Here is a 25953-nt window from a genome sequence, read left to right as displayed (position 1 = left end):
ATCGAACGCGTACAGGGCGAGGGCAGAACGAAACCTGTGCAAGAGGCAAATTCCATGTCGATGACGAAATCCGAGGTTTGCGTGATCATCGCGGCCAAAAACGCGGCGCGCACGATCGCGGTTGCCATCGCATCCGCGCTGCGCGAACCGGAAGTGGCGGAGGTCGTCGTCGTCGACGATGGCTCTACCGACAATACCGCCGAGGTCGCCCGCTCCGCCGACGACGGCAGCGGCCGGCTCGCGGTGATGCGCCTCGACGTCAATCGCGGCCCATCCTTTGCCCGCAACGCCGCGATCGCCCGTTCACGAGCGCCGTTCGTCAGCATTCTGGACGCCGACGATTTCTTCCTCAATGGCCGGTTTCGCAACCTGTTTGCCGGTGCCGATTGGGATTTCGCCGCTGATAACATCATGCTTATCAGGGACGACGCGACCGGCGACGCGACCAAGATCGTCGCCCCGGATTTTGCCGCCGATCCGGAATTCCTCGATCTCGAACGGTTCGTGGAAGGCAACATCTCCAGGCGCCGCGTGCAAAGAGGCGAACTCGGCTTCTTGAAGCCCGTGATCAGCCGTGCCTTCCTCGACCGCCACGGATTGCGCTACGACGAAAGCCTGCGACTGGGCGAGGACTATGAGCTTTACGCGCGGGCGGTTGCCCACGGGGCCCGGTTCAAAGTCATCCGTTCCTGCGGCTACGGCGCCATCGTGCGCGCCGATTCGCTCAGCGGCCGCCACAAGACGCAGGATCTGAAGCGACTGGCCGACGCCGATCTGGCGCTGCTGGCCATCGACAGCCTGCCGGAAGGGTCCAAGGCGGTATTGCGGCGGCACGAGAGGCATGTGCGCGACAAATATCGGCTGCGCAATTTCCTCGACGTGAAGGCCGAGCGGGGCTTGGCTTCGGCCGCGGCCTATGCCTTCGCAAGCCAATCCAACTTCTTTCCCATCGTCCAGGGCGTGGCATCCGACAAGCTCGAGGCGCTGTTTCGCGGTGTCGGCCTCGTGTCCAGGAACAAGCATGTGCCGCCGCTGCGTTTCCTGATGGCCGGAACCAGCACAGGCAAGGCACGGTAAGGTGCGGAGCGTTGGTTTTGCCTGCACGCCACCCGCCCGCCACGCAACCATTTCGATCGGATTTATGAGTTTACGAATTGGGTGGTTGCCTCGCGGCTCCGGGGATGGCAGTCTATGTTGCGGTGCAGCAAACTGAACGACTAGCCGAACTGGCCCCCGATCGGACTGGTCCGAAGTCTCTCTTCGGCGGAGGAGTGGACGACGCGGTACGAGTTTTCAGCCCCGGTTGCGGAGATCGGCCAGAAGCCGGCCCAAAAGCCGGCGATGACGGGAATTTAAGTTCATGGCCTCGATATTCGGCTTCAGATCAAGGGATCCGGCCCGCGACAGGCAGGCCGACGTTGCGCGTCTCGACCGGCTGGCGAAGCTGTTCGAGCAGATCGCGGCTGAAATCGATGCCGAGAAAACCGGCTTGGAGAGCCGCTATCACAAGGAGGCGACCAACGCGGCTTTCCTCGTTGAAGCCATGGAAAACGGTTCCGCCTCCGACCGCCGCTCGTCCGAGGTCAGCGCGTTGACGCAGTCGATCTTGAACAGCGAGCGCCGCATCGCGGCACTGTCGCGCCAAGGCGGCATGATGCGCGAACTCCGTCGTTCGCTGGATGTGGTCTTCGACGAGAAGGCGGACGCCGATTCGCCGGCTGCGGTCGAATCGGCCAGGCAGGCGGGAGCCGGCCGAGGGTGAAGGTGGCGGTGCGGGACCGTTACGACGGAGGCGATGCAAGGTTGGCAGTCGGGAGGGTGATTGAAGAGGTCAAGGTTGGCCCGTTTGGAAACGGTTCAAACGTCGACTTTGGGTTGGGGACACAACGCAAAGGTGAGTTTGTCATGAGTTCGGAACCAAAAACCATGTCCACGACAGCAATCGACGCCCCTTTAACCCAGCATTTCGGCCGTCGGTCCGGTCTGGCGGTCGCTTTGCTGCTCGTCGCTCTTGGCAGCCTGCCGGCAACCCCGTCTCATGCGCAGGATATCCAGTCCGCGCCGTCTTTCGTCGACGATTTCAAAAGTTTAGACCGTGAGCGCTGGTACGTTTCAGACGGCTGGACGAATGGCAGCCATCAAAATTGCACCTGGTCGAAAGGCTTGGTAGAGCTTTCCGATGGCGTTCTTTCGCTCGGTTTCGCGAAGCAGAAGACCAAGGATCGTGAGTTCGCTTGCGGCGAGATCCAGACCAAGCAGCGCTTCGGCTATGGTACCTATGAAGCACGGATGAAAACCGATACCGGTCCCGGCCTCAACGCGGCTTTCTTCTCCTATATCGGCCCGTCCGACAAGCAGCCCTGGGACGAGATCGATTTCGAGATCCTCACCAAGGACACGTCCAAGGTGCAGGTCAACGCCTACATCAACGGCAAGGGCAAGAACGAGAAGCTGGTCGACGTGGCCGGCGGCACCGACAGTGCCTTCAACGACTACGCCTTCGTATGGGAGAAGGATAGTCTGCGCTGGTACCTCAACGGTCAGCTGGTGAACACCATCACCGATCCCGCCAAGCTGCCCAGCCATGCGCAGAAGATTTTCTTCAGCCTTTGGGGCAGCGAGACGATGAAGGGCTGGATGGGAGCGTTCGCCGAACCGGGCCGCAAGCTTTCGCTGCAGGTCGAGCGCGTCGCCTTCACCGCGCTCGGCCAGCCCTGCCAGTTTCCGGAATCGCTGGTATGCAGCTTAAAAGAGTTGGGAAAGACGAATTGAACCGGCCGGGCCGAAAAACGGCTCCAGGCCCTGGATGGGAATGAAACCGAATGAACTTGACGGTGTTTGGAATTGGCTATGTCGGCCTCGTACAGGCGGCGGTGCTTGCCGAGGTTGGTCACCAGGTTGTCTGCGTCGACATCGACGCAAGCAAGGTGGAGCGGCTCAACCAGGGCTTCGTCCCGATCTTCGAGCCAGGCCTTGAAAGCATTGTCAGGGAGAATCACGCCGCTGGCCGCATCAAGTTCACCACCGATGCGGCGGCGGCCGTCAGGCATGGCGAAATCCAGATGATCGCCGTCGGGACGCCGCCCGGCGAGGACGGTTCGGCCGACCTCAAATATGTGCTGGCGGTCGCCGAGACCATCGGCCGCGAGATGGATAACGCCAAGATCGTCGTCGGCAAGTCGACCGTGCCGGTAGGCACCTGTGAAAAGGTCAAGGCCAGGATCGCCGAGACGCTGAAGAAAAGAGGTCGCGACGATCTGAGCTTCGACGTCGCCTCGAATCCCGAATTCCTCAAGGAAGGCTCTGCCGTCGCCGACTGCATGAAGCCGGACCGCATCATCGTCGGCACCGACCGCGAGGAAACCGAGGCGGTGATGCGCGAACTCTACGCGCCCTTCAACCGCAACCACGAGAAGATGATCGTGATGGACGTGCGCAGCGCCGAATTCACGAAATACGCCGCCAACTGCATGCTGGCGACCAAGATCAGCTTCATGAACGAGATGGCGAACCTCGCCGAGCAGCTCGGCGCCGACATCGAGGAGGTGCGCAAGGGCATCGGCAGCGATCCGCGCATCGGCTACCACTTCATCTATCCGGGTCTCGGCTATGGCGGCTCGTGTTTCCCCAAGGACGTCCGCGCCCTGATCAAGACCGCCGAGGGCGTCAAGTTCGACGCCAAGCTGCTGCGCGCCGTCGAGGAGCGCAACAACGACCAGAAATCCGTCTTGTTCGACAAGGTGCACCGCTATTTCAAGGGGAGCCTCAAGGGCAAGACCTTCGCGCTGTGGGGCCTGGCCTTCAAGCCCAACACCGACGACATGCGCGAGGCGCCCGCGCGTGTGCTGATGGAAGCGCTCTGGAACGCCGGCGCGACCGTGCAGGCCTATGACCCTGAAGCCATGCAGGAATGCCAGGCCATCTACGGGCTACGCGACGACCTGATGCTGTGCGGCACCAAGGAGGCGGCCCTGCGCGGCGCCGATGCGCTGCTGATCGCCACCGAATGGAAGAGTTTTCGCGCACCGTCCTTCGATGCGCTGAAGGATGCACTGACCACGCCGGTCATCTTCGACGGCCGCAACCTCTACGATCCCAAGGTCGTGGCGCGCCACGGCATCGAATATCACTCGATCGGCAGAATGGCGGCATGAGACCGCCCGATCCTACGGCTGCGCCGGGCGCGGAAAGGAGTTGCAACTGATGGTGCTGGACGTAAAGCCCGAGCAAGTCACCAAGGATCATTTCGATGTTGTCGCGATCGGTTCCGGCTTCGGTTCGGCTTTCTTCCTGCATGAGTTCGCCAGGCGGCGTAAGGCACGCATACTCGTCCTCGAATGGGGCCGTCACAACACGCATCAATGGCAGCTCGACCAGAACGTCAACACCGACATAGACGACGAGACGACCTACAAGACCAATTCCGACAAGCCGTGGAATTACACAATCGGGCTGGGCGGCGGGACCAATTGCTGGTTCGCGCAGACGCCACGGTTCCATCCCAATGATTTCAGGCTGAAGAGCACTTACGGCATCGGCAATGACTGGCCGATCAGCTACGATGATGTCGAGCCGTTCTATTGCGACGCCGAAGACATCATGTCGATCTCGGGCGACCCGGACATGGCGGCGATGCTGCCGCGCTCAAGGCCGTTTCCGCAGCCGCCGCATCGCATGTCGACGCCGGACAGGATGATGAAGGCGGCCCAGCCCGATCAGCACTTCGTCATGCCGACCGCGCGGGCCCGCGTGCCGACCGCGCAACGCAGCTCCTGTTGCGCCAATCTGCGCTGCTGGCTGTGCCCGGTCGATGCCAAATTCACCGCCAATAATGGCCTGATGCATGTCTTCGAGCATCCCGACGTTTCGGTCTGCCTCGGCTCCGAGGTGCGGCGGCTAGACCATGTCGGCGGCACGGTGCGTTCAGTCGCCTTCGTCCATGAGGGCAAGGAATATCAGGTCAGCGGCGACCTCTTCGTTCTCGGTGCCAATGCCATCCAGAGCGCGGCGATCATGCTGCGCTCCGGCCTTGGAGATGAATTCGTCGGGCGCGGCCTGCATGAATCCTATGGCTGGAATTTCGAGGTCTATCTCGACGGCGTCGACAATTTCGATGGCAGCACCATCACCACCGGCCTGAATTTCGGCCTCTATGACGGTCCGCATCGGTCCGAGCATGCGGCGGCCCTGGTCTATTTCGAGAACCGCTGGCAGCACGGGATGCGCGCCGAGAAGGGGCGGCTGCGCCAGGCGCTGCCGCTGGTCGTGGTCACCGAAAACCTGCTCGACCACGAGAATTTCGTCACACTCGACGAGGACGACAATGCTTTCGTCAGCTTCAAGGCACCGTCGGACTACGCTGTCAAAGGCATGGCCCGGGCGCTCGAGAAACTGCCTGGACTGCTTGCTCCGCTACCGGTGGAGCGGTTGTTCGACCGCGGGATCCGGCCAACCGAATCGCATGTCCAGGGCACGTTGCGGATGGGCACCGGCCCGGCCGATTCGGTGATCGACAGCAACATGATCCATCACCGGTTGAGAAATCTGGTTGTCGTCGGCACCAGCACCTATCCCAGCTGTTCCTGTGCCAATCCGAGCCTGACCGCTGCAGCTCTGTCCTTGCGGGCAGCGAGCCGGATGGCGTGAGCGGAGGTATGCGATGATCGAGATCACGCGGCGTTCGGCACTGGCCATCATGGCGGGCGGAGTTGCGTCGGCAGGCGTGGCCTATGCGGCCGTGTCCTCGTTCTCGGACGAGGACCTGGTTCGCGTCACGCTCGAAAAATACCTCGGCAGGCTGAACATGCGCATCGAGCACCTGCAGCAGTTCGTGCTCGAGTTCCGCAACCGCAATCCGGGGATGTTTCCCAGCGAAAAACTGGGCGATGCCGTCACCTTGCTCGAGAAGGCGAAGCTCGGTCAGGCACGCCAGTTGTTTCCAAAACAGAAGCAGCGCGACATCCAGCATTTCGACCGCTGGGTTGTCGCCGAATTCCACATGCTGACGGACTACGCCTGGCGCGGTTCGCCCAATGATCCCATCCGGTTCACCGGATGGCAGTCATGCACAAATCCGTTCGCGACGCTTGATCCGCCAAAGACTGCATGAGGCGGCCTTCGACGCGGGCCTTCATCGGGCCGAGGCATTGAAACGCGATAGACGAGGAGCCAGGATCATGAAAGTTCTCTTTGCAGGCGGCAATGGCTACCCACCGGAGTTCAGCGGCGGCGTCCAGTCGAGCACTCACCATCTGGCAGAGCAGTTGATCGAGCATGGGCATGAGGCCGCAGTGCTCGCCGCCCTGTTTGGCGATGGTGTCTTCGGCTTCAAGGCGCGTGCCAAGATGAAGCTGTTGCGCCAGCCCGCGGTGGTCGACAGTTTTCCCGGCTACCCGGTGATCCGGGCATGGTTCCCCTGGGAGGCGGCGGCTTTCGCCGTCAACAGGGTGAAGCCGGATGTCGCGGTGGTCCAGTGTCACAAGTCGGTTCCGCTCGGCAAGGCGTTGCAGGCCAAGGGCGTGCCGCTGGTCGTCTATCTCCGCAATGTCGAGTTTCACGAACTGGGGGGCGACCTGCGCGACTTGCGCTCGGCGCTCTATATCGCCAATTCCGAGTTCACCGCGCGCACCTACGCCAGGGAGTTCGGCATCGAGACAACGGTGATCCCGCCGACCATCAATCCGACGCACTACAGCACGCCGACGTCGGGTCGGTTCGTCACCCTGATCAACCCTTATGAGGAAAAGGGCTTCGAGCTTGCGGTGCGCATCGCCGGCGCGTGCCCCGAAATTCCTTTCCTGTTCGTCGAAAGCTGGAAACTCGCGGACGACCACCGGGCACGCATCGAGCAGACGATCGCGCCGCTCGGCAATGTCACGCTGGAAAACCGCACCAGCGACATGAAGACGGTCTATGGCCGCACCCGGATCTTGCTGGCGCCCAGCAAATGGGAGGAGGCCTGGGGGCGGGTGGCCTCGGAGGCCCATTGCAGCGGCATTCCCGTCGTCGGCTCGCGGCGCGGCGGCCTGCCCGAAGCGATCGGCCCTGGCGGCGCGGTGCTCGACTATGATGCTCCGCTCGCCGACTGGGTCGCCGCCGTCAGGCTTTTGTGGAACGACAACAAGGAATATGAGCGGGTCTCGGCTCTTGCGCGCAGCTTCGCCGGGCGGCCGGAACTCGACCCCGACCGTCAGTTCGTCACCTTCTTCTCGATATTGGACAGGGCGGCACAGCAGAGCGCGCGCCAGGCCGCTTAGTCAACAGCGACCCGATCGCGCCGCGTCAGGCTGGGCGCTTGACCCGGTTCTTCAGCGTTTCATAGCCCCGCGCGCCGAGCAGGGCGCGGGCGATGGTTTTGGCGGCGCTCTTGCGGCCCTCTTGCGACTTGACCTGGCGCAGCCTCGCCGGCAGGTTTCGCGCGGCCTGGCCAAGCGCTGGCAGCGACAGCGCATCGGGAAAACTGACCATGTGCGTTTCGACACACAGGACCGGTTTGCCCGACAGTTCCGTGATCCTCAGCGCCTGGGCATGCTCGCTTTCGATGAACAGGATGGCATCGGATTTGCGATAGAAATCGGCCTTGAAACTGCCATGCGCGCCAAGCCGCTGGCGCTCCGCCTTGCTCGGCAGGTCGAGCATGATCAGCTTGTCGTAATGGATCTCGTGCTTGGCCAACCACGCCTCGGTCAACGCACGGTATTTCTCGAGCCGGCTGGTGACCAGCCAGCCGATCTTGTGGGTCACGGCATGAAGCGGCCGCGCCTCGCTGAGGAATTTTTCATAGGCCGGTCCGTCATCGTTCTCGGCCTCGGTCGGATCGAGACAAAGCACCCCGTCTATGTCGACACAGCATTGCGCCAGGAATTTGTGATGCATGAAGTTCCACTGGAACATGCGGGGATGCGGCACGACCTCGAACACCAGGTCGGTCTCCTGATGCTCCGGCTCCAGGCCGAAGACAGCGGCAAAGGTGTAGTCGGCCTCGATGCCGGCGCCCTTGATGCGGGCACGGGCGTCGCGCATTGCATTGCCGCCGGCAATGCTGTCGTCGATCACCAGCACCTTGCGCATGTCCGTGACCTTGCGGTCGAGTGCGGCCCTGCGCTTGGTGATGCCTGACGTGTAGACCCGGCCTTCCAGGAAGCTATCGAGGTCGGTCATCGGAATGTTCGCTGCAAGGCTGACCAGCGTCGCGGCCAGCACGCCGCTTCTGGGGACACCGACCACCAGGTCGATGTCGCGCGGCAGCCGGTGAAGGTTGCTCACGATCGCGTCGTTCATGTCGGAGATCGATCGGTAGTGCATTGATCAGGCCTGATGCTCGGGTGGGATAGGGTTGGACGACAAAGGCGCCGAAATTATTGCGCCTCACGCGGCGTCGCCGCCGGCGTTCTTGCAGGCAGCATCTTCAAGGCCTCCCGCAAGGCTTCGCGGCCGGCCGCGAACGCCAGCGCGACGACGATGGTGATCGCGTAGGCCAGGATGGCGCCGCTTGCCAGGGCAACGACATGCTGCTGCGGCAGCATCGGCTTGACCAGCCAGACCACGCCCAGTGCCAGATGCGCGCCAAGCACGAACGGCGTTGCCGCGCGCAGCACATGGCTGGCTTGCAGCGGTCCGCTCTTGCCGACATAGAGCCACAGGAAGGGCGTGCGCAGATACTCGCTGACCGCATAGGCGACCGCCACGCCGAGCGCGCCGTAGGGCAGGCCGAGCGCGAAGGCAAGCACCGAGGTCACCGCCGTTATGATGCCCCAGCGCATGAAGTCGCCGGAGCGGCCCTGGCTGACGAAAAGCCATCCCGCTGGATTGTTGAGCGGCTGCAGCAGGCCGGCAAAGCCGAGCGCCAGGAAGATCGAGGCGCTGGCGCGCCACTGCTCGCCGAGCACGAAGGGAATCAGCACATCGGACATGGCGGTGGCGAAAGCGACGCCGGGCAGCGCCACCAAAAGGATCAGCGGCATGACCCGCAGATAGGCGCTGCGATAGCGGTCGGGCTCGTCCTTCAGCCGCGACAGCGCCGGTACCATCACCTTCGACAGCGGATTGGTGATCTGGCTGAGCGGGAACAAGAGCAGCTTATAAGCGCGGTCGTAGAGGCCGAGCTGGGCCTCGCCCCAGTATTTGCCGATCAGCACGTTGTCGAGATTGCGGGCGAAGAAATTGGCGAAATTGAAACCGGTGATACCGGCGCCGAAATTGATCAGCTCGCTGATGCCCGCGACCTTGCGCGGCATGCCCGGGCGCCAGCGGGAGCTTGCCCAGTAACAGAGCGTCGGCAGCACCGCGCCGGTCAGCGTGCCGGCAAACAGCGCCCAGTAGGAGCGGTCGATGAAGGTCCAGGCAATCGATACCGCCAGGCCCGCCACGGCCCCGGCGACGTCGATGATCGCCAGGCGGCCGAACTGCATGCGGCGCGTCAGCAGCGCCAGGTGCTGTGCGCCCAGGCCGTAAGCCAGGATCTGCAGCCCCAATGCGGCCACCAGGCCAGCGACACGCGGCTCGCCGTAAAAGGCGGCGACCAGGGGTGCCGCGCCCGCGAGCACGCAGGCCAGGATGGCGCTGACGGCGACGTTGATCCAGAAGAGGTAGTTCACCTCCTCGTGCCGGATGCCTGTCTTCTGGATCGTCGCCTGGGTCAGGCCGAAATCCTGGAACAGGGCGATGAAGGCGAGCACCGGCGCGCACATGGCCACGACACCGAAATCCTGCGGAGACAAGAGCCGCGACAGGACGATGACGGATACGATCTGTGTGGCGACCCGCACCGACTGCGCCATCGCGGTCACGACGGCACCGCGGCCGACCGATTTGCGCAGAGAGCCTTCCGGCGGATCGAATGGATTGGCTTCCAAATTCAGGATTCCTGATCTTTGCGCGGATTCCGGGGCCCGAAATCCACAACCGCCGCCGACCACAAACTACGGCAATAATTTTGCAGTGCAACAGAAAACGTGGATCGCCGCGCCAAAAATGTTGCGATGCAGCAAGAGCTGTACTAGGCTTCCCCTGGGTGGGTCAAACAGCGGTCGAGTTTTCATGCTGCATGTCTTGTACCTGGTGCACGATGTTTCCGACCCGGCGGTTCGCCGGCGGATCACGATGCTCCGGACAGGTGGTGCCCGGGTCACCCTGGCGGGCTTCCGCCGTACCGTCACCCCTGTCGCCGATATCGAAGGATTGCGGCCGATCGACCTTGGCGCGACGCGCGACGGCCGATTCGCGCAGCGCCTGGCGGCGGTGGCGAAAACAGCAGTTTCGATAGGTTCGAAGCTCAAGGGCATGCCGAAGCCGGATCTCATCATCGCACGCAATCTGGAAATGCTGGCGCTGGCGCGCCGGGCAAGATCGGCTTTCGGCGCCGCGGTCCCGATCGTCTATGAATGCCTCGACATTCACCGCCTGGTGCTCCGCGACGATGCTCTGGGCAAGGCGCTGCGCGCCACCGAGCGCCATCTGGCGCGGGACGTGAAGTTGCTCGTGACCAGTTCGCCCGCCTTCATCGCCAATTATTTCAAGCCTTTCCGTCAGGTCGCGGCACCGGTGGAACTGGTCGAGAACAAATATTTCGAGGCAGCGGCTGTTCTGCCTGGCGAGCCTGAGGCGGTCGAAGGACCCGTCGCCCCGCCATGGCGGATCGGCTGGTTCGGGGCGCTGCGCTGCCGCCGCTCGCTCGAATTGCTGGCCGGTTTCACGCGCCGCATGGAGGGCCGGTTCGAGATCGTGCTGCGCGGCCGTCCGGCGCTTTCCGAATTCCCTGATTTCCATGCCTTCGTCGAGGCCGAACCTTACCTGTCGTTTGGCGGGCCGTATCGCAATCCGGAGGACATGGCGGCGATCTATCAGGACGTCCATTTCTCGTGGGCGATCGATTTCTTCGAGGAGGGACAGAACTCCGAATGGCTGCTGCCCAACCGCCTTTATGAAGGCTGCCGCTTCGGCGCGGTGCCGATCTCGATGGACAACACCGAGACGGGGCGGTTCCTGAGGCAGCGCGACATCGGCGTTTTGTTGCCGCAGGCCACGCCAGAGGCGTTGGAAACCGCGCTTGGCGGGATGGAGCAGCACCGTTTCGGCAGGCTGAAGGCGCGTGTTCTGGCCCACAATCCGAGGGTGTGGAGCTACGATCGCGGCGACTGCAGCGCCCTGGTCGAAAAACTGCGCCACCTGAGCACAGTGCGCGAACCCCTCGCAGCCGAAGCCTTGGCATAGGATGGACATCGCCCGATGACGCAAGCGCTTGCCCCCAGCCTGATCGTGATCCCATGTCTCAACGAGGCAACCCATATCGGTGCGCTGCTCGACCAGCTCTGCCCGGCGGCGGAACGGCTTGGCGCGCGGATCGTCGTTGCCGATGGCGGCAGCACCGACGGCACGCTGGCCATCGTCGGCGAGCGCCAGAAGAACGATCCGCGCATCGTGCTGCTTCACAATGAAAAGCGCATCCAGAGCGCGGCGATCAACCTGGCGGTGGCCAGATTTGGCGAGGGCGCGCAATATCTGATCCGCATCGATGCCCATGGCGGCTATCCCGACGACTATTGCGACCGGCTCGTCGAGGAGGCGCAGGGCAGCGGCGCCGATTCGGTCGTGGTTTCGATGCTGACCAGCGGCAGCGGCACCGTGCAGAAGGCGGCGGCGGCGGCGCAGAACTCCAAGCTCGGCACCGGCGGCTCCAAGCATCGCCATCTCTCCGCCGGAGAATGGGTCGACCACGGCCATCACGCGCTGATGCGGATTTCGGCCTTCCAGGCCGTCGGCGGCTATGACGAGACGTTCAGCCACAACGAGGATGCGGAACTCGACTATCGGCTGAGGCAAGCCGGCTACAGGATCTGGATGAGCGGCAGGACGCAGATGGTCTATTATCCGCGCACCTCGCTGCGCAGCCTCTATTTCCAGTACCTCGGCTATGGTCGCGGCCGGGCCAAGAACGTGCTGAAACATCGGGTGATCCCGAAGCTTAGGCAGATGGTGCCGCTGGCGGTCTTCCCGGTGGTCCTTCTCGCGGCCTTCTCCTTCGTGCACTGGATTGCGGCGCTGCCGCTGTTGCTGTGGGTGGCGGTGTGCCTTGGCTACGGCCTGGTGACGGCCATCAGCCAGCGCAATGCCGATATCGCGCTTGCCGGAGTCCCGGCGATGGTCATGCATTTCGGCTGGTCCGTCGGCTTCTGGCTGCAGCTTCTCGGCCTCGGCGCACGGGGGAGGGCGGCGTGATGGCGGCTCAGACCAGGAACCGCGGCATCGACATCGGCGTGTGCACGTTCCGGCGGCCGGAACTGGCCGAGACGCTGCGCTCGCTCGCCTCTCTTGCCATGCCTGACGGCTTCGAGGTCGGCGTCATCGTCGCCGACAATGACGACACGCCAAGCGCCAGGGAGTTGGTGACGGCGCTGTCACAGGAATTGAAGCTGCCGGTCCGCTACCAGCACTGCCCGGCGCGCAACATCTCGATTGCCCGCAACGCTTGCCTCGATGCCAGCGAAGCGGATTTTCTGGCCTTCATCGACGACGACGAAACCGCCACCGCCCGCTGGCTGGCCGAGCTGGTCGCGACAGCTGAGGAAAGCGGTGCAACAGCCGTGCTCGGCCCGGTGCGCGCGCTTTACCGTCCGGATGCGCCGGACTGGATGCGCCGCGGCGATTTCCATTCCACCTTGCCGGTCCGCGTGCGTGGCGAAATCCGCACCGGCTACACCTGCAACGTCCTGCTCCGCACGGGATCGGACAGCCTGCGCGGCCGCCGCTTCAGCCTGGCGCGCGGCCAGACCGGCGGCGAGGACACCGAATTCTTCGACCAGATGCACAAGGCAGGCGGTCGGATCGCCTTTGCGCCGGAGGCATGGGTGGATGAGGCTGTGCCACGGGCCAGGGCCGCGTTCGACTGGCTCAGCCGCCGCCGTTTCCGGGTCGGCCAGACGCACGGCCATCTCCTGGGTCGCGACGCCGGCGGCATTGCGCGGGTGAAGCAAGCCGGCCTTGCCGCGGCAAAGGCTGCTTATTGCTTTGCCGCCGCACTTCCGGTTGTCGCCAGCCCGATACGCAGGAACCGCAGCGTGCTGCGCGGCATCATGCATGTAGGCGTCGTCAGCGGCCTTGTCGGCGTCCGCGAACTGCGCCTCTACGGCCAGCCTTCACCAGGGGAAGGAGGCAAGCGTGCGGCCTGACATTTCCTCCGTTCCCGATGTTTCTTTTGTGATTGCCGCCTACAACGCCGAGGCAACCCTCGATCGGGCGATCGCCAGCGCCATCGCCCAGAAGGGTGTCAGCGTCGAGATCGTCGTCGTTGACGACAAGTCGCGTGACGGCACCCTGGATGTGGCGCGGGCCTATCCCGAGCACATCGTGCGCGTCGTGGCGCTGGACAACAACAGGGGCCCCGGTGGGGCCAGGAATGCCGGGCTCGATGCCGCCCGCGGCAGGTGGATCGCGGTTCTCGATTCCGACGATGCCGTCTTTCCCGGCCGTCTCGCCGCCATGATCGACCGCGCCGAAAAGGCGGGTGCCCAGATCGCCGTCGATAATCTCCAGGTCGTCCGTAAGGACGGCGTGGTCGAGGACGCGATGTTCCCGCGCCAGTATCTGGAAGGACTGCGCGAGATTTCGCTGGCCACCTACATCGCCGGCAATGTCGTCTTCGAATCGAAATTCAATCTCGGCTACCTCAAGCCGATCTTCCTGCGCAGTTTCCTCGATGAAAACCGGCTGCGTTATGATGAGGAACTGAGGATCGGCGAAGACTACATCCTGTTTGCCGAAGCCCTGGCCATGGGCGGCAGATGCGTGGTCGAGCCCGATATCGGCTATGCCTATCATATCCGTAGCGGTTCCATCTCGCGGGTGCTCGAGCCTCATCATGTCGAGGCGATGCGCAAGGCGGATGCCGAATTCGCGCAAACCCATCGGATGGACGAGGAGGCCCAGGCAGCCTTCGCCCGGCGCGGCCGCAGCTTGCGCAAGGCGGCCTCGTTCCTGGCGATGGTCCAGCACATCAAGGCGCGGTCCCCGCTCAAGGCGATCCGGACGGCGCTCAGCGACCCGGCGGCGGTCAGGCACATGGGCATGCCGATCGCCGTGCGGTTGCGAAGGGTAGCGGCACAGTTTGCCGTGGGGGTGGGGAGGTGAAGATGCAGGCACATGGAGGGATTTTTCGTGGCCTGTGAATGGACTGTAGTCGATCTCCTCAGAAGGAATTTGCGATGAAGAAAATCAGGAAGGCCGTGATACCGGTGGCGGGGCTTGGAACAAGGTTCCTGCCGGCGACCAAGTCGATGCCGAAGGAAATGCTTCCGGTGGTCGACAGGCCCGTCGTGCAATATGCGGTGGACGAGGCCTTCGAGGCCGGGATCGAGCACATCGTCTTCGTCACCGGCCGCAACAAGGCGGTCATCGAGGATTATTTCGACCTCCATCCGGAACTGATCGGAACCCTGGAGCAGACCGGCAAGAAGACTCAGCTGGAGGCGCTCGAAAGCATGCTGCCGGTGGCCGGCGCCACCTCCTTCATCCGCCAGCAATCGCCGCAAGGCCTCGGCCATGCCGTCTGGTGCGCGCGCGAGGTCATCGGCAACGAGCCCTTCGCCCTGCTTTTGCCTGACATGGTCTCCTTCGGCGGGCGCGGATGCCTGGCCGAGATCACCGACCTCTATGCCGAGACTGGCGGCAACGTCATCGCCGTCGAGCGCTGCGAACCCACTGAGACCAACAAATACGGCATCGTCGGCCGTGGCGCCGACATTGGCGGCGGCTTCGAGGTGACGGCCATGGTCGAAAAGCCTGCGCCGGCCAACGCGCCCTCGAACTTCTACATCAACGGCCGCTACATCCTGCAGCCCGAGATTTTCCAGCTTCTGGGCAACCAGCAACGCGGCGCCGGCAATGAGATCCAGCTGACCGACGCCATGGTCCGCCTGTCGCAGGAGCAGCCATTCTTTGCCCAGCCTTTCAAGGGCCGCATGTTCGACTGCGGTTCCAAGGAAGGGTTCATCCAGGCCAATATCGCCTTCGCGCTGGCGCGCAACGACATGAAGGGCCCGGTTTTCGAGATGCTCCGGGAGTTCGTCCGGACGCATGAACGCCAGGAAGAAGCCGCATAATGCCCATCTTTCGGGAGTATTGTCGGGTGGCTGACGGCGGAGGGGCCGACCGGCTCCGCACTGTCCGGCACCAAGCGTGTGTCGCGTCCGCCAATGCTCCCGATCTTTCTGGGGCCTGCGAGCGAGACAAGCCAGAATTGGACCGAAGATGAATTATGCCAACTTTCCTCTAGACAAGAGGATGCCATTGCCGAATTCGGACGCAGGAGACGGCGACGACTTCATCGATATCGAGCGGCTGCTTGGCATGGCCGCACGGCAGGCCAAGGTGGTTGGCGTGTGCGCCGTCATCGGCCTTTTCCTGGGCATGCTCTATCTGCAGACCACGCCGCCAAAATTCGTGTCGGTCTCCAGCGTGCTGATCGATGAGGGGCTGAACAAGATCGTCGACGACATCTCGGCGGCATCGACGACCATGCAGACCGATTCGGCCATCCTCAGCCAGATCGAGATTCTGACCTCGACCCGGCTTGCCGCCGTGGTCGTCGACAAGCTCAAGCTCGACCAGAACGAAGCCTTCATGAACCCGCCGCAATCAGCGCTTGCCCAGGGCGTCGGCATGATCCGCGGACTGATCCAGTATGTCCGGCCAAGCCCGGTCATGCCGGGCGTCGGCGATATCTCCAAGCTCGACCCCGCCGCGCGCGATGCATTGATTGCCGCATCCGGCCGTGACTACGCCATCCTCAAGCTGCAGAACGAGATCCAGGCGGATCGCGTCGGACGAAGCTACGTCATCGCGCTTGGCTACCAGGCGACGGATCCGGCGCTGGCGAAGGCCATCACGAAGGCCTATGCCGACGCCTATCTCGCCGATCAGCTCGATGCCAGTTTCGACGCCACCGAGCGCGCGGCGGTCTGGCTTCAGGGCCGGCTGACCGAACTGCGCGAAAGCTCGCAGCAGGCATCGCTGGCGGTCGAGAAATTCAGGGCCGAACACGGCCTGTCCGCCAACAGTGACGGCCAGCTGATGAGCGACAAGCAGCTCGCCGACCTGAATGCCCAGCTCATCGTGGCGCAGGCCGACACCGCGCGTGCCAGCGCCCGCTACCAGCAATACAAGTCGATCGTCGACAGCGGCTCGGACAACGCTTTCAAGGACGCCGCAATATCCAGCGACCAGCCAAGCAGCTCGGTCATCGGAGCGCTGAAGACCCGCTATCTCACCGTCGCCAAACGGCAGCAGGATGTCGAAGCGAATTTCGGCCCGCAGCATCCGCAGGCGGTGGCGCTCGCCAAGGAGAAGGCCGACATATCGGCGCAGATCTTCGGCGAACTGAAGCAACTCACCGAAAGCTACCGCAACGAATACGAGGTGGCGCTGGCGCGCGAGACCGCGCTCAGGGCCAATGTCGCCGCCGCGCAGGGCAAGAGCTCCATCGACAACCAGTCGCAGGTCCAGCTGCGTGATCTCAACCAGAAGGCGACGGCGCTGACCACACTCTACCAGACCTTCCTCAGCCGCTACGAGGAAGCCGCCCAGCAGCAGTCCTTCCCGGTCGGCAAGATCCGCATCATCTCGGATGCGTCGACGCCGCTTGCCGCCTCGAGCCCGCGCACCATGATCGTGCTCGGTCTTTCGCTGGTGCTCGGCGTTCTGATGGGCGCCGGCTTCGGCGGCCTCAACGAGTTCAACGAACGGTTCTTCAGGACCGGCGAGGAGGTGCGCGATCGCGTCGGCCTCAAATTCCTCGGTTACCTGCCCACCATCGGCAGCAAACCGACGAAGGAAGACAAGCCGGCCGAGCCAGATCTCAAGGTCGCCAGATCGCCGGCCGCCATCGAAAAGCGGGCGCGAATGCGGGTGAGCATCGACGCTCCGGCATCGATGTTCTCCGAAACGCTGCGCAGCGCCAAGATCGCCTTCGACGTCGTCATGGAAGGGCAAGGCAGCCGCGTCATCGGCGTGATCTCGGTCCTGCCCGGCGAAGGCAAGTCGACGGTCGCGGCCAATCTCGCCGGGCTGCTCGCCGCCAATGGCGCCAGGACGCTGCTCATCGACGGCGACCTACGCAATCCGGGCCTCAGCCGCAGCCTCGGCATGGAAGCCGAGCAAGGGTTGATGGAAGCAGTGGTGAGCGGCCAGACATGGCAGTCCGTCGGCAAGATCGACAGGCAGACCAAGCTCGCCATCATCCCGGCCGTGTCGCGTGGGCATTTCTCGCACACCAGCGAGCTTCTTTCCTCGGCCGGCATGCGGCGCTTCATCGAGAACGCCAAGGAGACGTTCGAATACATCGTCGTCGATCTGCCGCCGCTCGGCCCGGTTGTCGACGCCAAGGCCTTCGCACCGCTCGTCGACGGCTTCGTGCTGGTCACCGAATGGGGCCGCACGCCGCGCGCCATGGTGCGCTCGATGCTGGAATCCGAACCCTATGTCGCCAACAAGATCGTCGGCGCGGTGCTGAACAAGGTCGACCTGAAGAAGCTGGCCAAATACGGATCGTTCGGCGCATCGGAGAAATTCTTCGACAAGTACTCGAGCTACTATCTCGATAAGTCCGAGGTGCGCTCGAAGGCAGCGGTCTGAGATAGGCCGTTGCTCGCCGTCTCCTGAGAGTGCGCTACGCTTCTTGTTTCGAGACTACGCAAAGCTTCGGTCGTCCCGCCGCGCTGATGCGGCTGGACATGAAGCGCCGCGAAGCTGGAAGTACGGCTATGCCGCCTTCAGCCGGTAGCGGAAGACGGTGTGATCAAGCAGCAGCCGGATGCGCGGTTCGGCTTCGGTCGCCACCAGCCAGCTTGCCACGATCATGGTCGCGCCGACCACGGCCATCGACACGAGATAAGGTACACCGGCGCGCACCATGGCGCCGAGCATCGCCGCGCCGATGACGTCGTGGATCAAATACAGCGGATAGGTCATCAGGCCGATCCGCCGCCAGCCGCTCCAGCTGAGGTTGAGCTTGAGCGACCACGCCATCAGCGCGATGGCCACGAGGAAGATCAGGATTGGCGGTGCGTAAGGCATCACGGCTCCGACCTTGATGCTGTGGACGTCGACCGAACTCGCGATCTGCAGCACTCCGCCACCGAGGAACAGCAGGCAGAAGCCGAGGCGAGAGGCCGTCACCGCCTTGAACCGCATCAGCCAGATGAGCACGCCGACCGCGAAGAAACAGCCATGATGCACCAGGATGAGCTGCAGCCAGCGCGTCTCGGCGAGGTCGGACCAGCCGAGCGGATAGTACAGGCACCAGAACAGCGTGCTGACCAGCCCGATGACGATGGCAACCACTTCCATCAGATGGAAGCGGCCGAGCCGCAGCAGGACCCAGACGATGGCGTAGAAGGCGATCTCGATGCCGAGCGTCCAATAGACGCTGTCGACCCACGGACCATAGGGCGCGAACAGGGCCGTTCGGGCGAGCCTTACCACCGCATCGGTCGGCCAGCTCAAGCCAATCAGCAGCAACAGCGCCGCGGTGATCGGCGCACAGATCCACACCGCGGGCGCCAGCCTTTTGATCCTTGCCTCGAAAAAGCGCAGCGGCGTCGAATTCTCGGCGCTGAAGGCTATGACGAAACCGCTGATGACGAAGAAGATTTCGACGCCGACCCACCCGGATTCGGCCCAGGCGCCGATACCGGGCTGTGCGGGAACGCCGCCGGTCGCTTGCGCCGAGATGCCGTCGGGATAGGCCCGCACCCAGAAGCCGTGGTGGTAGACCATGACCAGCACGGCGGCGAGAAACCGCAGGATGTCGATGCCGCCGAACGTTGTTTTTTGCTGAGCCATGCGATCCCATCGAATGGCCCCCCACGCGAACTGTAAGGCGGAGTGTTGCATTGCACAATCAACGATTGTGCGATGCATCCATCACAAAGTTCGCCGTGCCGCAACATCTCGGAAAGACAGCCCCGCTCAAGTGCCGGCAGTGCCTGTCAAACCCCGATCCCACGCTCGGTCAGAGCCGCCGTGATTTCCTCGAGGATGGCGGGGTCGTCGATGGTCGCCGGCATCGTCCACGCTTCCTTGTCGGCGATCTTCTGCATGGTGCCGCGCAGGATCTTGCCGGACCGTGTTTTGGGCAGCCGCTTGATCGTCACCACCGTCTTGAAGGCGGCGACCGGGCCGATGCGCTCGCGCACCAGCGCGACGACCTCCTTCTCGATGGCGCCGCCGTCGCGCGCGACACCGGCGTTCAGCACCACGAAACCGAGCGGAATTTGCCCCTTCATCGCATCGGCGATGCCGACGACGGCGCATTCGGCGACATCGGGATGGGCGGCCAGCACCTCTTCCATCGCGCCGGTCGACAGCCGGTGGCCGGCGACATTGATGATGTCGTCGGTGCGTGCCATTACGTAGAGATAGCCATCCTCGTCGACCATGCCGGCATCCGCCGTCTTGTAGAAGCCGGGGAACTCATCGAGATAGGCCTGGCGGAAGCGGTCGTCGGCATTCCATAGCGTTGGCAGGCAGCCGGCCGGCAGCGGCAGCTTGACCACGACATTGCCGAGCGTGCCGCGCGGCACTTCGTGGCCGGCATCGTCGAGCACACGGATGTCGTAGCCCGGCATCGGCACCCCGGGCGAGCCGTATTTCACCGGCAAGAGGCCGAGCCCGGCCGGGTTGATCGTCATCGGCGAACCGGTTTCGGTCTGCCACCAATGGTCGACCACCGGCACGTTGAGCTTCTGCTCCGCCCATTTGATGGTTTCGGGGTCGGCGCGTTCGCCGGCGAGGAACAGCGTGCGGAATTTCGACAGATCGTATTTCGGCACGAACTCGCCCTTGGGGTCCTGCCCCTTGATGGCGCGGAAGGCGGTCGGCGCCGTGAACAGCGCGACCACGCCGTGCTCCGAGATCACCCGCCAGTAGGTGCCGGCATCGGGCGTGCCGATCGGCTTGCCTTCGAAGAGCACGCTGGTGCAGCCATGCAGCAGCGGTCCGTAGACGATGTAGGAATGGCCGACCACCCAGCCGACATCGGACGCTGCCCAGAACACTTCTCCCGGCTTGACGCCGAACTCGTTGTCCATCGTCCATTTCAGCGCGACCATGTGGCCGCCATTGTCGCGCACGATGCCCTTGGGCTGGCCGGTCGTGCCCGAGGTGTAGATGATGTAGAGCGGGTCGGTGGCCAGCACCGGCACGCAGTCGACATTGGCGCCGGCCGCCCGCTCGCGGGCGACGGCGTCGGCATAGTCGATGTCGAAATGGTCCTTCAAATCGCAGCGCAACTGATCGCGCTGCAGGATCAGGCAGGCGTCCGGCTTATGGCGGGATATCTCGATCGCTCTGTCGAGCAGCGGCTTGTAGGCGACGACCCGGCCTGGCTCCAGGCCGCAGGAGGCCGAGACGATCAGTTTCGGCTTCGCGTCGTCGATGCGGGTGGCAAGCTCATGCGAGGCAAAGCCACCGAACACGACCGAGTGCACGGCGCCGATGCGGGCGCAGGCGAGCATGGCGATGGCCGCTTCCGCCACCATCGGCATATAGATGATGACGCGGTCGCCCTTGCCGATGCCGCGGTTCTTCAGCACCGAAGTCAGCGCCACCACTTCGCGTTTCAACTCGGCATAGGTGAACTTCTTCACCGTTCCGGTGATGGCGCTGTCATGGATCAGTGCGATCTGGTCGGCCCGCCCGCCGGCGACATGCCGGTCAAGGGCGTTGTAGCAGGTGTTGCAGGTCGCGCCGGTGAACCAGCGGCCATAGACGCCGGCTGCGGCATCGAACACCTTGTCCCAGGGCGAATACCAGTCGATGGCCTCGGCCGCGTCGGCCCAGAATTTTTCCGGGTCGCGTTTCCAGCCGTCATAGACCTCGTGATAGCGTGAAGCCATCCATATCCTCCCCAGGAACCATTTGTCGTCCTCGCCAATAGCCTATGTTGTTTCTTCGGGCGATGTCTCCCTGCATTTTCGTCTCAGGCGGCCGCGTCTTGACCTGATAGGCGCGGTGTCGTGAAGTGCGGCATCAAGGGGGTGAACGAATGCGCCATCGTTGGTCTATCGCGGCAAGGCCGGCGATTGTGCTGATTCAAGACCCTGCATGAGGACAAGGCCGGCCCGGGCTGCAGCCTGTCGGAATCCTATGATACACACCGGCCAGCATGCCGGCGGTGATCGTTGTGCTGGTGCAGCGCTTCAGCCAGGGCTTTGAAGGGCGCGATCGCCGCTTCATCGCGGTGACCGGACAAGCCCGCTGAGCAACCCGTCGATAGCCGCTAAAGAACCGGATTTGCTGGACAAAAGTCGCTCACGCTAGATCGGCAAGGCCACCAGCATGAGGCCGACGCCGCCGAAGATCAAAATGGCTGTGGCGAGAGCTTTTCGATGACGTTCGAAAGTCGTCGGAGCCCGCTCCCAATTGTAACGCATACCCTATCTCCCCAAGACCCGGGGAGTTCTTACCTTACCTCAGGGAAGAAAAGCAACGGTCCTGTCGGTCACCCACTCGCCTGGCGCGTCATTCCGGCGACTATTTCTGGGGCGATTTTCGGCTTCAGACGGATGTTGCGGCCTTACAAGAGCCTGTCGTTCACACAGAGCTGCGCCGGCCATCCCCAGCCGGCCGATAGACAGCGCTCCACCACCGCGCTATCTCATTTCGGGGTTTTGCATGGCTTTTGGGGTTCGTGATGGAAATTGCCTCTGGAACGGTTCTGCGATTGGCGGACGATGCCTCGGTCCAGCATGTCGGTGACGGCGCGGTCGTGCTTCTGGCCCGCAGCGGCCAGCTCTACACCTGCAACGGCACGACCGAAGCCTTTCTCGACAAGGTGGATGGCGCCCGTAGCCTCGGCCAGATCGTCGGCCTGCTTTGCGAGGAGTTCGAGGTCGACAGGGGCACGCTTGACGAGGACATGGCGGCGCTGGCCGCCGATCTGGTCTCGGAAGGCATTCTGGCCGCTCCAGGGCTTGATAGCTGAAGGTACTGTTTGATGGCGGACAGTCCTCTCCTGCGCGCCTTGTTCCGCTGCCATCTCTGGGCAAACGCGCGGCTGATGCCGGTCCTCATTGCCAACCGCAGCTTCGAGGAGGTGCTGAAATGGGCGCCGCTCGCCTCGCCGACGCCCTATCGCGGCTTGCCAGCCGCCTACATTGTCGCTCGCGTCAACCACACTGTCCGCCATCCCTGGCTGATGCGCGACCGCAGATGCCTGCGGGAAGGATTGCTCGGCCACCGTTTCCTGCGCCTTGCCGGCTTCGATCCGGAGTTGCGCTTCGGCGTCGATCCGAAGTCGCTGCAAGCGTCCCGGCTGTCGGCGCATTGCTGGGTCTGCCTCGACGGCAGGCCGGTGGTCAGCGACAGCCTTCCCGGCATGGTCGAGATCTATCGCCACCATGACCGTGCCACGAAGGTACGCCCCGCTTGACCAGACCTTGCGTCTTCTATGATCTCAATGGTCAGGTTCTCGGCATTTCGGCCGACCGCGCCGAGCTGTGGCTAGACTTCGACAGGATGCTCGCCGGCCTTCGCATCGAAGGTTCGACCGAAGCGGATTTTCATCTCGACATCGACGAAGCGCCAGCGCTGAACGAGACACCTGAAGGATCCCTGGTCTTCGAGGGCGAGATACCGGACGACGGCTACTGCCGGATGATCGCCCACGGCGCCAGCGTCCATCTGGTCCTGCCAGGACGCCAGACCGTCGAGATCAACGAGAAGGGCTGGGCTCGGCTCCGCATCGTGCCCGACAGCAAGGCCGCCTGGACGCCATCGATGCTGATGCTGGACGCCGCGCTCGATGCCGGCGGCCAGCATATGCTGCACACCGCGGGCCTGACGCTCCCGGGCCGGGATGCCGTCGTGCTGGTCCATGCCCCGAGCGGCACCGGCAAGACCACGACCTCGCTGGCCCTGGCAATACAAGGTTTCGGCCTGTGCTCCGATGACGCCATGATCCTGGACGTCTCTGGCGCCACGCCGGTTGCCTGGGGTTTGCCGCGCCACGTCAAGATCCATGAGAAGACTGCGCGAATGATCCCGCAGGTGGCGGCATGCCTCGGGCCATCCTGGGACCGCAATGGCGAACAGGCTGTTTCTCTGGAAAAGCTGGGCGGGATCGTGAAAATCGAAACCCCGACCGCCCGCCCGGTGGCCGCGCTCCTGCATCTCGCGAGATCCGCTGACGAAGAGACCCGGCTCGTGCCGATGGCCAGGACCGACGCCATGGTGGCGCTGGCGATGGACAACGTTCGAACCGGCGCGACCGGCCTGCTGCCGCTGCAAAAACGCCGGCTGGCGACGATCGGCAAACTGGTCGCTTCGGTGCCGACCTTCACCTTGGAAGTAGGCGCGCGCCCAGCCGATGCGGCGGCGCTGATAAGCGCCACATTGACACTACGGGACTGACGGCCGCTTTAAGCGGCGTATGGCCTGGCCTTGGCCAGCCGCTGAATCCAGCGAAAGGCATCGCGGCGCAGGCGCGAGCCGATCTTCTCCCGGGAATTGACTCTGAGCAGCGTGTTTGTCGTGATCAGCTTCTTGGCCAGCCGTATCGACAGGTCGGGTTTGATCCGTCCGGCGAGTTCGAGCGCATGCGGTTCGTCGAACAGGCGGCCGGTCACGTTGAGCACGATCGCCAGTTCGAGTTCGATCCCGGTCATGCGGGCGGCCTCGAGCACGCGGGTTTCCGATTCAGGTGATCGCAACGTCCGCACGCCTTGCAGCACGTCGACACAAAGCTGCAGCCGGTGGAATTTATGCCCGCCGGCGGCATGCACGATGGCGATCGTCAAAAGGGCTGCCGGCGTGTCCGTCGCCTCGCCGTCAATGATGCCCAGCTCTCGAAAACCCAATGACAGGCGGCGACGCATGCCGGTGTCGTGCACAAGGTCGCCATGCAGCTCGACCAGCAGGCTGGAATTCTCCTTTTCCAACCATTTGAATTCCTGCAGCAGGTAGGATTCGGCCTCGTTGCTGCCAAGCTCGAAGCCTGACGCCGCGATCACCTGGTTTGCCCTGGCAAGGTTGGCGGGCTCGACGAGGATGTCGATGTCGGTGAACGGCCGGTCGGAAATGTTACGGTAGAGTTTTCGCGCGAAGACCGGCCCCTTGACGATCCGCGCTGGAATGCCCTCCGCCGCCATCCCCTTCATGATGCGGTCGCCATGATACTGCAGCAGCATCGACTGGCCGGTGGCGATCGTCGCCTTCTGGCGCAGGTCGTCGAGTTTGTCCAGCAAGCCAGCGTCCGACGGCAGGTGCGCGTCGCCGCGCTCCCTGAGTTTGCGCAGCATGATCGGCAGGACGCCGTGGAATTCGGCATTGTCGAGCAGAGCCGACAGAGCCTTTGCCGACAAATTGTCCTCCACCGCCGCGGCCTCCGGGTCGGCGAAGCGCAGCAGAAGTCTTTCTTCGGCGGGGGTGAGGGACGGCAGCATCAATCCGGGCACATCCATCGCTAAGTGGCTAGTCCAGAATGGTTACAGAAAAGTGCGGCTGAAGCCAGCCTTACATGCCCCAGCGCAGCGCCGCCGTGTGGACAGGTGCGTCCCACCAGCCTGTCATATCGCCGTCAAGCCGAGTCAGCGTGATCGAGCAGCCGGCCATGTCGAGCGAGGTGACATAGGTGCCGACCAGCGAGCGGGCAATCGTCACGCCATGCTGCTCGAAAATCCGGCGGGCGCTGTTGTACATCAAATAGAGCTCCATCAGCGGCGTGCCGCCGAAGCCGTTGACGAACAGCAGCGCCGGGCCGTTCGCCCTGTCGCCGAGATCGCCCAGGATCGCGGCGCAGATCTCCTGCGCAATCGCATCGGCGCTCCTCAAGGTGTCGCGGCGGCGGCCGGGCTCGCCGTGGAGGCCGACGCCGAATTCCATCTCGCCCTCGCCAATGTCGAAGGTCGGTTTGCCGGCCGCCGGCACGGTGCCGCTGGTCAGCGCCACGCCCATCGAGCGGGTCGCGGCGTTGACGCGGTCGCCCAGCGCCTTCAACGCCGGTAACGCCAGGCCGTGCTCGGCGGCGGCGCCGACGATCTTTTCCACCACCAATGTGCCGGCGACGCCGCGCCGTCCGGTCGTATAGGAAGAGTTCTCGACGGCGACGTCGTCATTGGTCACCACCTGCAGCACGCCTTCCGACATCTCCGCCGCCATGTCGAAATTCATCACGTCGCCCTCATAGTTCTTGACGATGAACAGGCAGCCGGCGCCGGTGTCGGCAGCTTGCGCGGCCGCCAGCATCTGATCCGGCGTCGGCGAGGTGAACACCTGGCCGGGACAGGCGGCGTCCAGCATGCCATGGCCGACAAAGCCGCCATGCAGCGGCTCGTGGCCGGAGCCGCCGCCGGAGATCAGCGCCACCTTGCCCGGCTTGAGGGTCTTGCGGCGGATGAATTTGTGCTCCTCGCCAAGCACCAGGATGTCGGCATGGGCGGCCACAAAACCGTCGAGGCTCTCGGTCAGCACCGTGTCCACCGAGTTCATGAATTTCTTCACGGCTGTCTCCTCCCGAAATAGCCTGGCATCAAGGGTCGATCAGCCACTCTTGCCGGTGATGCTGGTGACCTTCTGGATGAATTCGTTGATTGCGCGGTCGAGCGCTGCATTCTGCTTGTCATCGCCGAAATCCGGCACGATGAGCGAAACGTGCCTTGTCTTGCGCGCCCCTGCGGCGGCCGAGATCTTCCCGGGATGTGCCTGATGGTAGGCGGCGAGAAACTGGTCGCGCTCGGCTGGGCTAAAATGGCAGACGGAAAAGATGGCGGGAAGATGCTTTGACGGGATCGGGGTCGAATAGGCGGGGCTCGAAATCTGCGTGACGAAGCTGCGGTGCTTGCCGAGCGCGTCGGCGAGGCGCTGGCGCATGCCCGACGGACGCTGGTCGATGACGTGCGACAGGATCGTCTTGTAGGCGCGGATCGCCTCGTCGGAACCGGGCTGGGGTGCGTTGTCGATCAT

The 25953-nt window shown here is 63.6% G+C and carries 24 protein-coding genes; 17 read left to right on the top strand and 7 right to left on the bottom strand.

All coding sequences use genetic code 11. The features are described from left to right. Positions 1 to 54: 54 nt before the first annotated feature. The 7 genes from EJ077_RS27495 to EJ077_RS27465 all read left to right on the top strand — a co-directional run bounded on the left by EJ077_RS27495 (position 55) and on the right by EJ077_RS27465 (position 7256). On the top strand, positions 55 to 1077 hold the full coding sequence (locus EJ077_RS27495) for a glycosyltransferase family 2 protein (protein WP_208697781.1): 1023 nt from the start codon (positions 55 to 57) through the stop codon (positions 1075 to 1077). A gap of 283 nt (positions 1078 to 1360) precedes the next feature. After that, a complete protein-coding gene (locus EJ077_RS27490; RefSeq protein WP_208697779.1) occupies positions 1361 to 1762 on the top strand; it encodes a hypothetical protein in 402 nt (133 codons plus the stop codon). Positions 1763 to 1905: 143 nt separating this feature from the next. Continuing rightward, complete coding sequence (locus EJ077_RS27485; protein WP_208703144.1) at positions 1906 to 2772, top strand: family 16 glycosylhydrolase; 867 nt, start codon at positions 1906 to 1908, stop codon at positions 2770 to 2772. A gap of 50 nt (positions 2773 to 2822) precedes the next feature. After that, positions 2823 to 4154 (top strand): UDP-glucose dehydrogenase family protein, encoded by a 1332-nt coding sequence (locus EJ077_RS27480; protein WP_208697777.1) that lies wholly within the window; start codon positions 2823 to 2825, stop codon positions 4152 to 4154. Between the two features lie 49 nt (positions 4155 to 4203). Beyond that, positions 4204 to 5646: a GMC oxidoreductase gene (locus EJ077_RS27475; RefSeq protein ID WP_208697775.1), complete on the top strand. Its 1443-nt coding sequence runs from the start codon at positions 4204 to 4206 to the stop codon at positions 5644 to 5646. Between the two features lie 13 nt (positions 5647 to 5659). Continuing rightward, positions 5660 to 6109: a hypothetical protein gene (locus EJ077_RS27470; RefSeq protein WP_208697774.1), complete on the top strand. Its 450-nt coding sequence runs from the start codon at positions 5660 to 5662 to the stop codon at positions 6107 to 6109. Positions 6110 to 6176: 67 nt separating this feature from the next. Continuing rightward, the gene (locus EJ077_RS27465) at positions 6177 to 7256 is read left to right on the top strand and encodes a glycosyltransferase (protein WP_208697773.1); all 1080 of its coding nucleotides are present in this window, start codon (positions 6177 to 6179) and stop codon (positions 7254 to 7256) included. 25 nt (positions 7257 to 7281) lie between these two features. Here the strand turns inward: EJ077_RS27465 and EJ077_RS27460 are convergent, their stop codons facing one another. Both EJ077_RS27460 and EJ077_RS27455 read right to left on the bottom strand, forming a co-directional pair. Continuing rightward, positions 7282 to 8304 carry a phosphoribosyltransferase family protein gene (locus EJ077_RS27460; protein ID WP_208697772.1) on the bottom strand — a complete coding sequence of 341 codons (1023 nt, stop codon included), beginning with the start codon at positions 8302 to 8304 and terminating at the stop codon, positions 7282 to 7284. Positions 8305 to 8357: 53 nt separating this feature from the next. Next, the gene (locus EJ077_RS27455) at positions 8358 to 9854 is read right to left on the bottom strand and encodes a lipopolysaccharide biosynthesis protein (RefSeq protein ID WP_208697771.1); all 1497 of its coding nucleotides are present in this window, start codon (positions 9852 to 9854) and stop codon (positions 8358 to 8360) included. Between the two features lie 184 nt (positions 9855 to 10038). Here EJ077_RS27455 and EJ077_RS27450 point away from each other — a divergent pair, with 184 nt between their 5' ends. The 6 genes from EJ077_RS27450 (at position 10039) to EJ077_RS27425 (ending at position 17625) form a co-directional block, all read left to right on the top strand. Next, on the top strand, positions 10039 to 11211 hold the full coding sequence (locus tag EJ077_RS27450) for a glycosyl transferase family 1 (protein WP_208697770.1): 1173 nt from the start codon (positions 10039 to 10041) through the stop codon (positions 11209 to 11211). 15 nt (positions 11212 to 11226) lie between these two features. Further along, a complete protein-coding gene (locus tag EJ077_RS27445) occupies positions 11227 to 12216 on the top strand; it encodes a glycosyltransferase family 2 protein (RefSeq protein ID WP_208697769.1) in 990 nt (329 codons plus the stop codon). Then, a complete protein-coding gene (locus EJ077_RS27440; protein WP_208697767.1) occupies positions 12216 to 13166 on the top strand; it encodes a glycosyltransferase in 951 nt (316 codons plus the stop codon). The genes EJ077_RS27445 and EJ077_RS27440 overlap by 1 nt, the downstream gene beginning before the upstream one ends. After that, entirely contained in the window at positions 13156 to 14124 is a 969-nt protein-coding gene (locus EJ077_RS27435) for a glycosyltransferase family 2 protein (RefSeq protein WP_208697765.1), read from the top strand. Before EJ077_RS27440 ends, EJ077_RS27435 begins: the two co-directional genes overlap by 11 nt. A gap of 74 nt (positions 14125 to 14198) precedes the next feature. Beyond that, positions 14199 to 15095, top strand: a complete 897-nt coding sequence (locus EJ077_RS27430; RefSeq protein ID WP_208697764.1) for a UTP--glucose-1-phosphate uridylyltransferase — start codon at positions 14199 to 14201, stop codon at positions 15093 to 15095. 148 nt (positions 15096 to 15243) lie between these two features. Further along, the gene (locus EJ077_RS27425; protein WP_208697763.1) at positions 15244 to 17625 is read left to right on the top strand and encodes a polysaccharide biosynthesis tyrosine autokinase; all 2382 of its coding nucleotides are present in this window, start codon (positions 15244 to 15246) and stop codon (positions 17623 to 17625) included. Between the two features lie 126 nt (positions 17626 to 17751). Here the strand turns inward: EJ077_RS27425 and EJ077_RS27420 are convergent, their stop codons facing one another. Both EJ077_RS27420 and EJ077_RS27415 read right to left on the bottom strand, forming a co-directional pair. Beyond that, the gene (locus EJ077_RS27420; protein WP_208697762.1) at positions 17752 to 18834 is read right to left on the bottom strand and encodes an acyltransferase family protein; all 1083 of its coding nucleotides are present in this window, start codon (positions 18832 to 18834) and stop codon (positions 17752 to 17754) included. A 146-nt stretch (positions 18835 to 18980) separates the two neighbouring features. Continuing rightward, positions 18981 to 20888, bottom strand: coding sequence for a propionyl-CoA synthetase (locus EJ077_RS27415; RefSeq protein WP_208697761.1), 1908 nt, complete (start codon positions 20886 to 20888; stop codon positions 18981 to 18983). A gap of 269 nt (positions 20889 to 21157) precedes the next feature. Between EJ077_RS27415 and EJ077_RS32440 the strand changes: the two genes are divergently transcribed. From EJ077_RS32440 to EJ077_RS27395, 4 genes are all read left to right on the top strand, one after another. Then, complete coding sequence (locus tag EJ077_RS32440) at positions 21158 to 21253, top strand: DUF2259 domain-containing protein (protein ID WP_245458565.1); 96 nt, start codon at positions 21158 to 21160, stop codon at positions 21251 to 21253. A 432-nt stretch (positions 21254 to 21685) separates the two neighbouring features. Continuing rightward, positions 21686 to 21976: a PqqD family protein gene (locus EJ077_RS27405; RefSeq protein WP_208697760.1), complete on the top strand. Its 291-nt coding sequence runs from the start codon at positions 21686 to 21688 to the stop codon at positions 21974 to 21976. A gap of 12 nt (positions 21977 to 21988) precedes the next feature. Continuing rightward, on the top strand, positions 21989 to 22423 hold the full coding sequence (locus EJ077_RS27400; RefSeq protein WP_208697758.1) for a lasso peptide biosynthesis B2 protein: 435 nt from the start codon (positions 21989 to 21991) through the stop codon (positions 22421 to 22423). Then, positions 22420 to 23403 carry a serine kinase gene (locus EJ077_RS27395; RefSeq protein WP_208697756.1) on the top strand — a complete coding sequence of 328 codons (984 nt, stop codon included), beginning with the start codon at positions 22420 to 22422 and terminating at the stop codon, positions 23401 to 23403. The genes EJ077_RS27400 and EJ077_RS27395 overlap by 4 nt, the downstream gene beginning before the upstream one ends. Positions 23404 to 23411: 8 nt before the next feature. Here EJ077_RS27395 and EJ077_RS27390 read toward each other — a convergent pair whose 3' ends face one another. From EJ077_RS27390 to EJ077_RS27380, 3 genes are all read right to left on the bottom strand, one after another. Further along, complete coding sequence (locus EJ077_RS27390; RefSeq protein ID WP_208697754.1) at positions 23412 to 24434, bottom strand: nucleotidyltransferase family protein; 1023 nt, start codon at positions 24432 to 24434, stop codon at positions 23412 to 23414. Positions 24435 to 24504: 70 nt separating this feature from the next. Further along, positions 24505 to 25491 carry a dihydroxyacetone kinase subunit DhaK gene (gene dhaK / locus EJ077_RS27385; RefSeq protein ID WP_208697753.1) on the bottom strand — a complete coding sequence of 329 codons (987 nt, stop codon included), beginning with the start codon at positions 25489 to 25491 and terminating at the stop codon, positions 24505 to 24507. A gap of 39 nt (positions 25492 to 25530) precedes the next feature. Further along, positions 25531 to 25953 carry a hypothetical protein gene (locus tag EJ077_RS27380; protein ID WP_208697750.1) on the bottom strand — a complete coding sequence of 141 codons (423 nt, stop codon included), beginning with the start codon at positions 25951 to 25953 and terminating at the stop codon, positions 25531 to 25533.

Source organism: Mesorhizobium sp. M8A.F.Ca.ET.057.01.1.1, from assembly GCF_003952565.1.
Lineage (GTDB): Bacteria > Pseudomonadota > Alphaproteobacteria > Rhizobiales > Rhizobiaceae > Mesorhizobium.
Note: the sequence above shows the minus strand (reverse complement) of the source record. Positions and strands in the feature narration are given on the sequence as shown.

Coding starts and splice junctions, on each gene's coding strand:
- EJ077_RS27495 (WP_208697781.1), top strand. CDS start 55: ATGTCGATGACGAAATCCGAGGTTTGCGTGATCATCGCGGCCAAAAAC.
- EJ077_RS27490 (WP_208697779.1), top strand. CDS start 1,361: ATGGCCTCGATATTCGGCTTCAGATCAAGGGATCCGGCCCGCGACAGG.
- EJ077_RS27485 (WP_208703144.1), top strand. CDS start 1,906: ATGAGTTCGGAACCAAAAACCATGTCCACGACAGCAATCGACGCCCCT.
- EJ077_RS27480 (WP_208697777.1), top strand. CDS start 2,823: ATGAACTTGACGGTGTTTGGAATTGGCTATGTCGGCCTCGTACAGGCG.
- EJ077_RS27475 (WP_208697775.1), top strand. CDS start 4,204: ATGGTGCTGGACGTAAAGCCCGAGCAAGTCACCAAGGATCATTTCGAT.
- EJ077_RS27470 (WP_208697774.1), top strand. CDS start 5,660: ATGATCGAGATCACGCGGCGTTCGGCACTGGCCATCATGGCGGGCGGA.
- EJ077_RS27465 (WP_208697773.1), top strand. CDS start 6,177: ATGAAAGTTCTCTTTGCAGGCGGCAATGGCTACCCACCGGAGTTCAGC.
- EJ077_RS27460 (WP_208697772.1), bottom strand. CDS start 8,304: ATGCACTACCGATCGATCTCCGACATGAACGACGCGATCGTGAGCAAC.
- EJ077_RS27450 (WP_208697770.1), top strand. CDS start 10,039: ATGCTGCATGTCTTGTACCTGGTGCACGATGTTTCCGACCCGGCGGTT.
- EJ077_RS27445 (WP_208697769.1), top strand. CDS start 11,227: ATGACGCAAGCGCTTGCCCCCAGCCTGATCGTGATCCCATGTCTCAAC.
- EJ077_RS27440 (WP_208697767.1), top strand. CDS start 12,216: ATGGCGGCTCAGACCAGGAACCGCGGCATCGACATCGGCGTGTGCACG.
- EJ077_RS27430 (WP_208697764.1), top strand. CDS start 14,199: ATGAAGAAAATCAGGAAGGCCGTGATACCGGTGGCGGGGCTTGGAACA.
- EJ077_RS27425 (WP_208697763.1), top strand. CDS start 15,244: ATGAATTATGCCAACTTTCCTCTAGACAAGAGGATGCCATTGCCGAAT.
- EJ077_RS27420 (WP_208697762.1), bottom strand. CDS start 18,834: ATGGCTCAGCAAAAAACAACGTTCGGCGGCATCGACATCCTGCGGTTT.
- EJ077_RS27415 (WP_208697761.1), bottom strand. CDS start 20,888: ATGGCTTCACGCTATCACGAGGTCTATGACGGCTGGAAACGCGACCCG.
- EJ077_RS32440 (WP_245458565.1), top strand. CDS start 21,158: ATGCCGGCGGTGATCGTTGTGCTGGTGCAGCGCTTCAGCCAGGGCTTT.
- EJ077_RS27405 (WP_208697760.1), top strand. CDS start 21,686: ATGGAAATTGCCTCTGGAACGGTTCTGCGATTGGCGGACGATGCCTCG.
- EJ077_RS27400 (WP_208697758.1), top strand. CDS start 21,989: ATGGCGGACAGTCCTCTCCTGCGCGCCTTGTTCCGCTGCCATCTCTGG.
- EJ077_RS27390 (WP_208697754.1), bottom strand. CDS start 24,434: ATGCTGCCGTCCCTCACCCCCGCCGAAGAAAGACTTCTGCTGCGCTTC.
- EJ077_RS27380 (WP_208697750.1), bottom strand. CDS start 25,953: ATGATCGACAACGCACCCCAGCCCGGTTCCGACGAGGCGATCCGCGCC.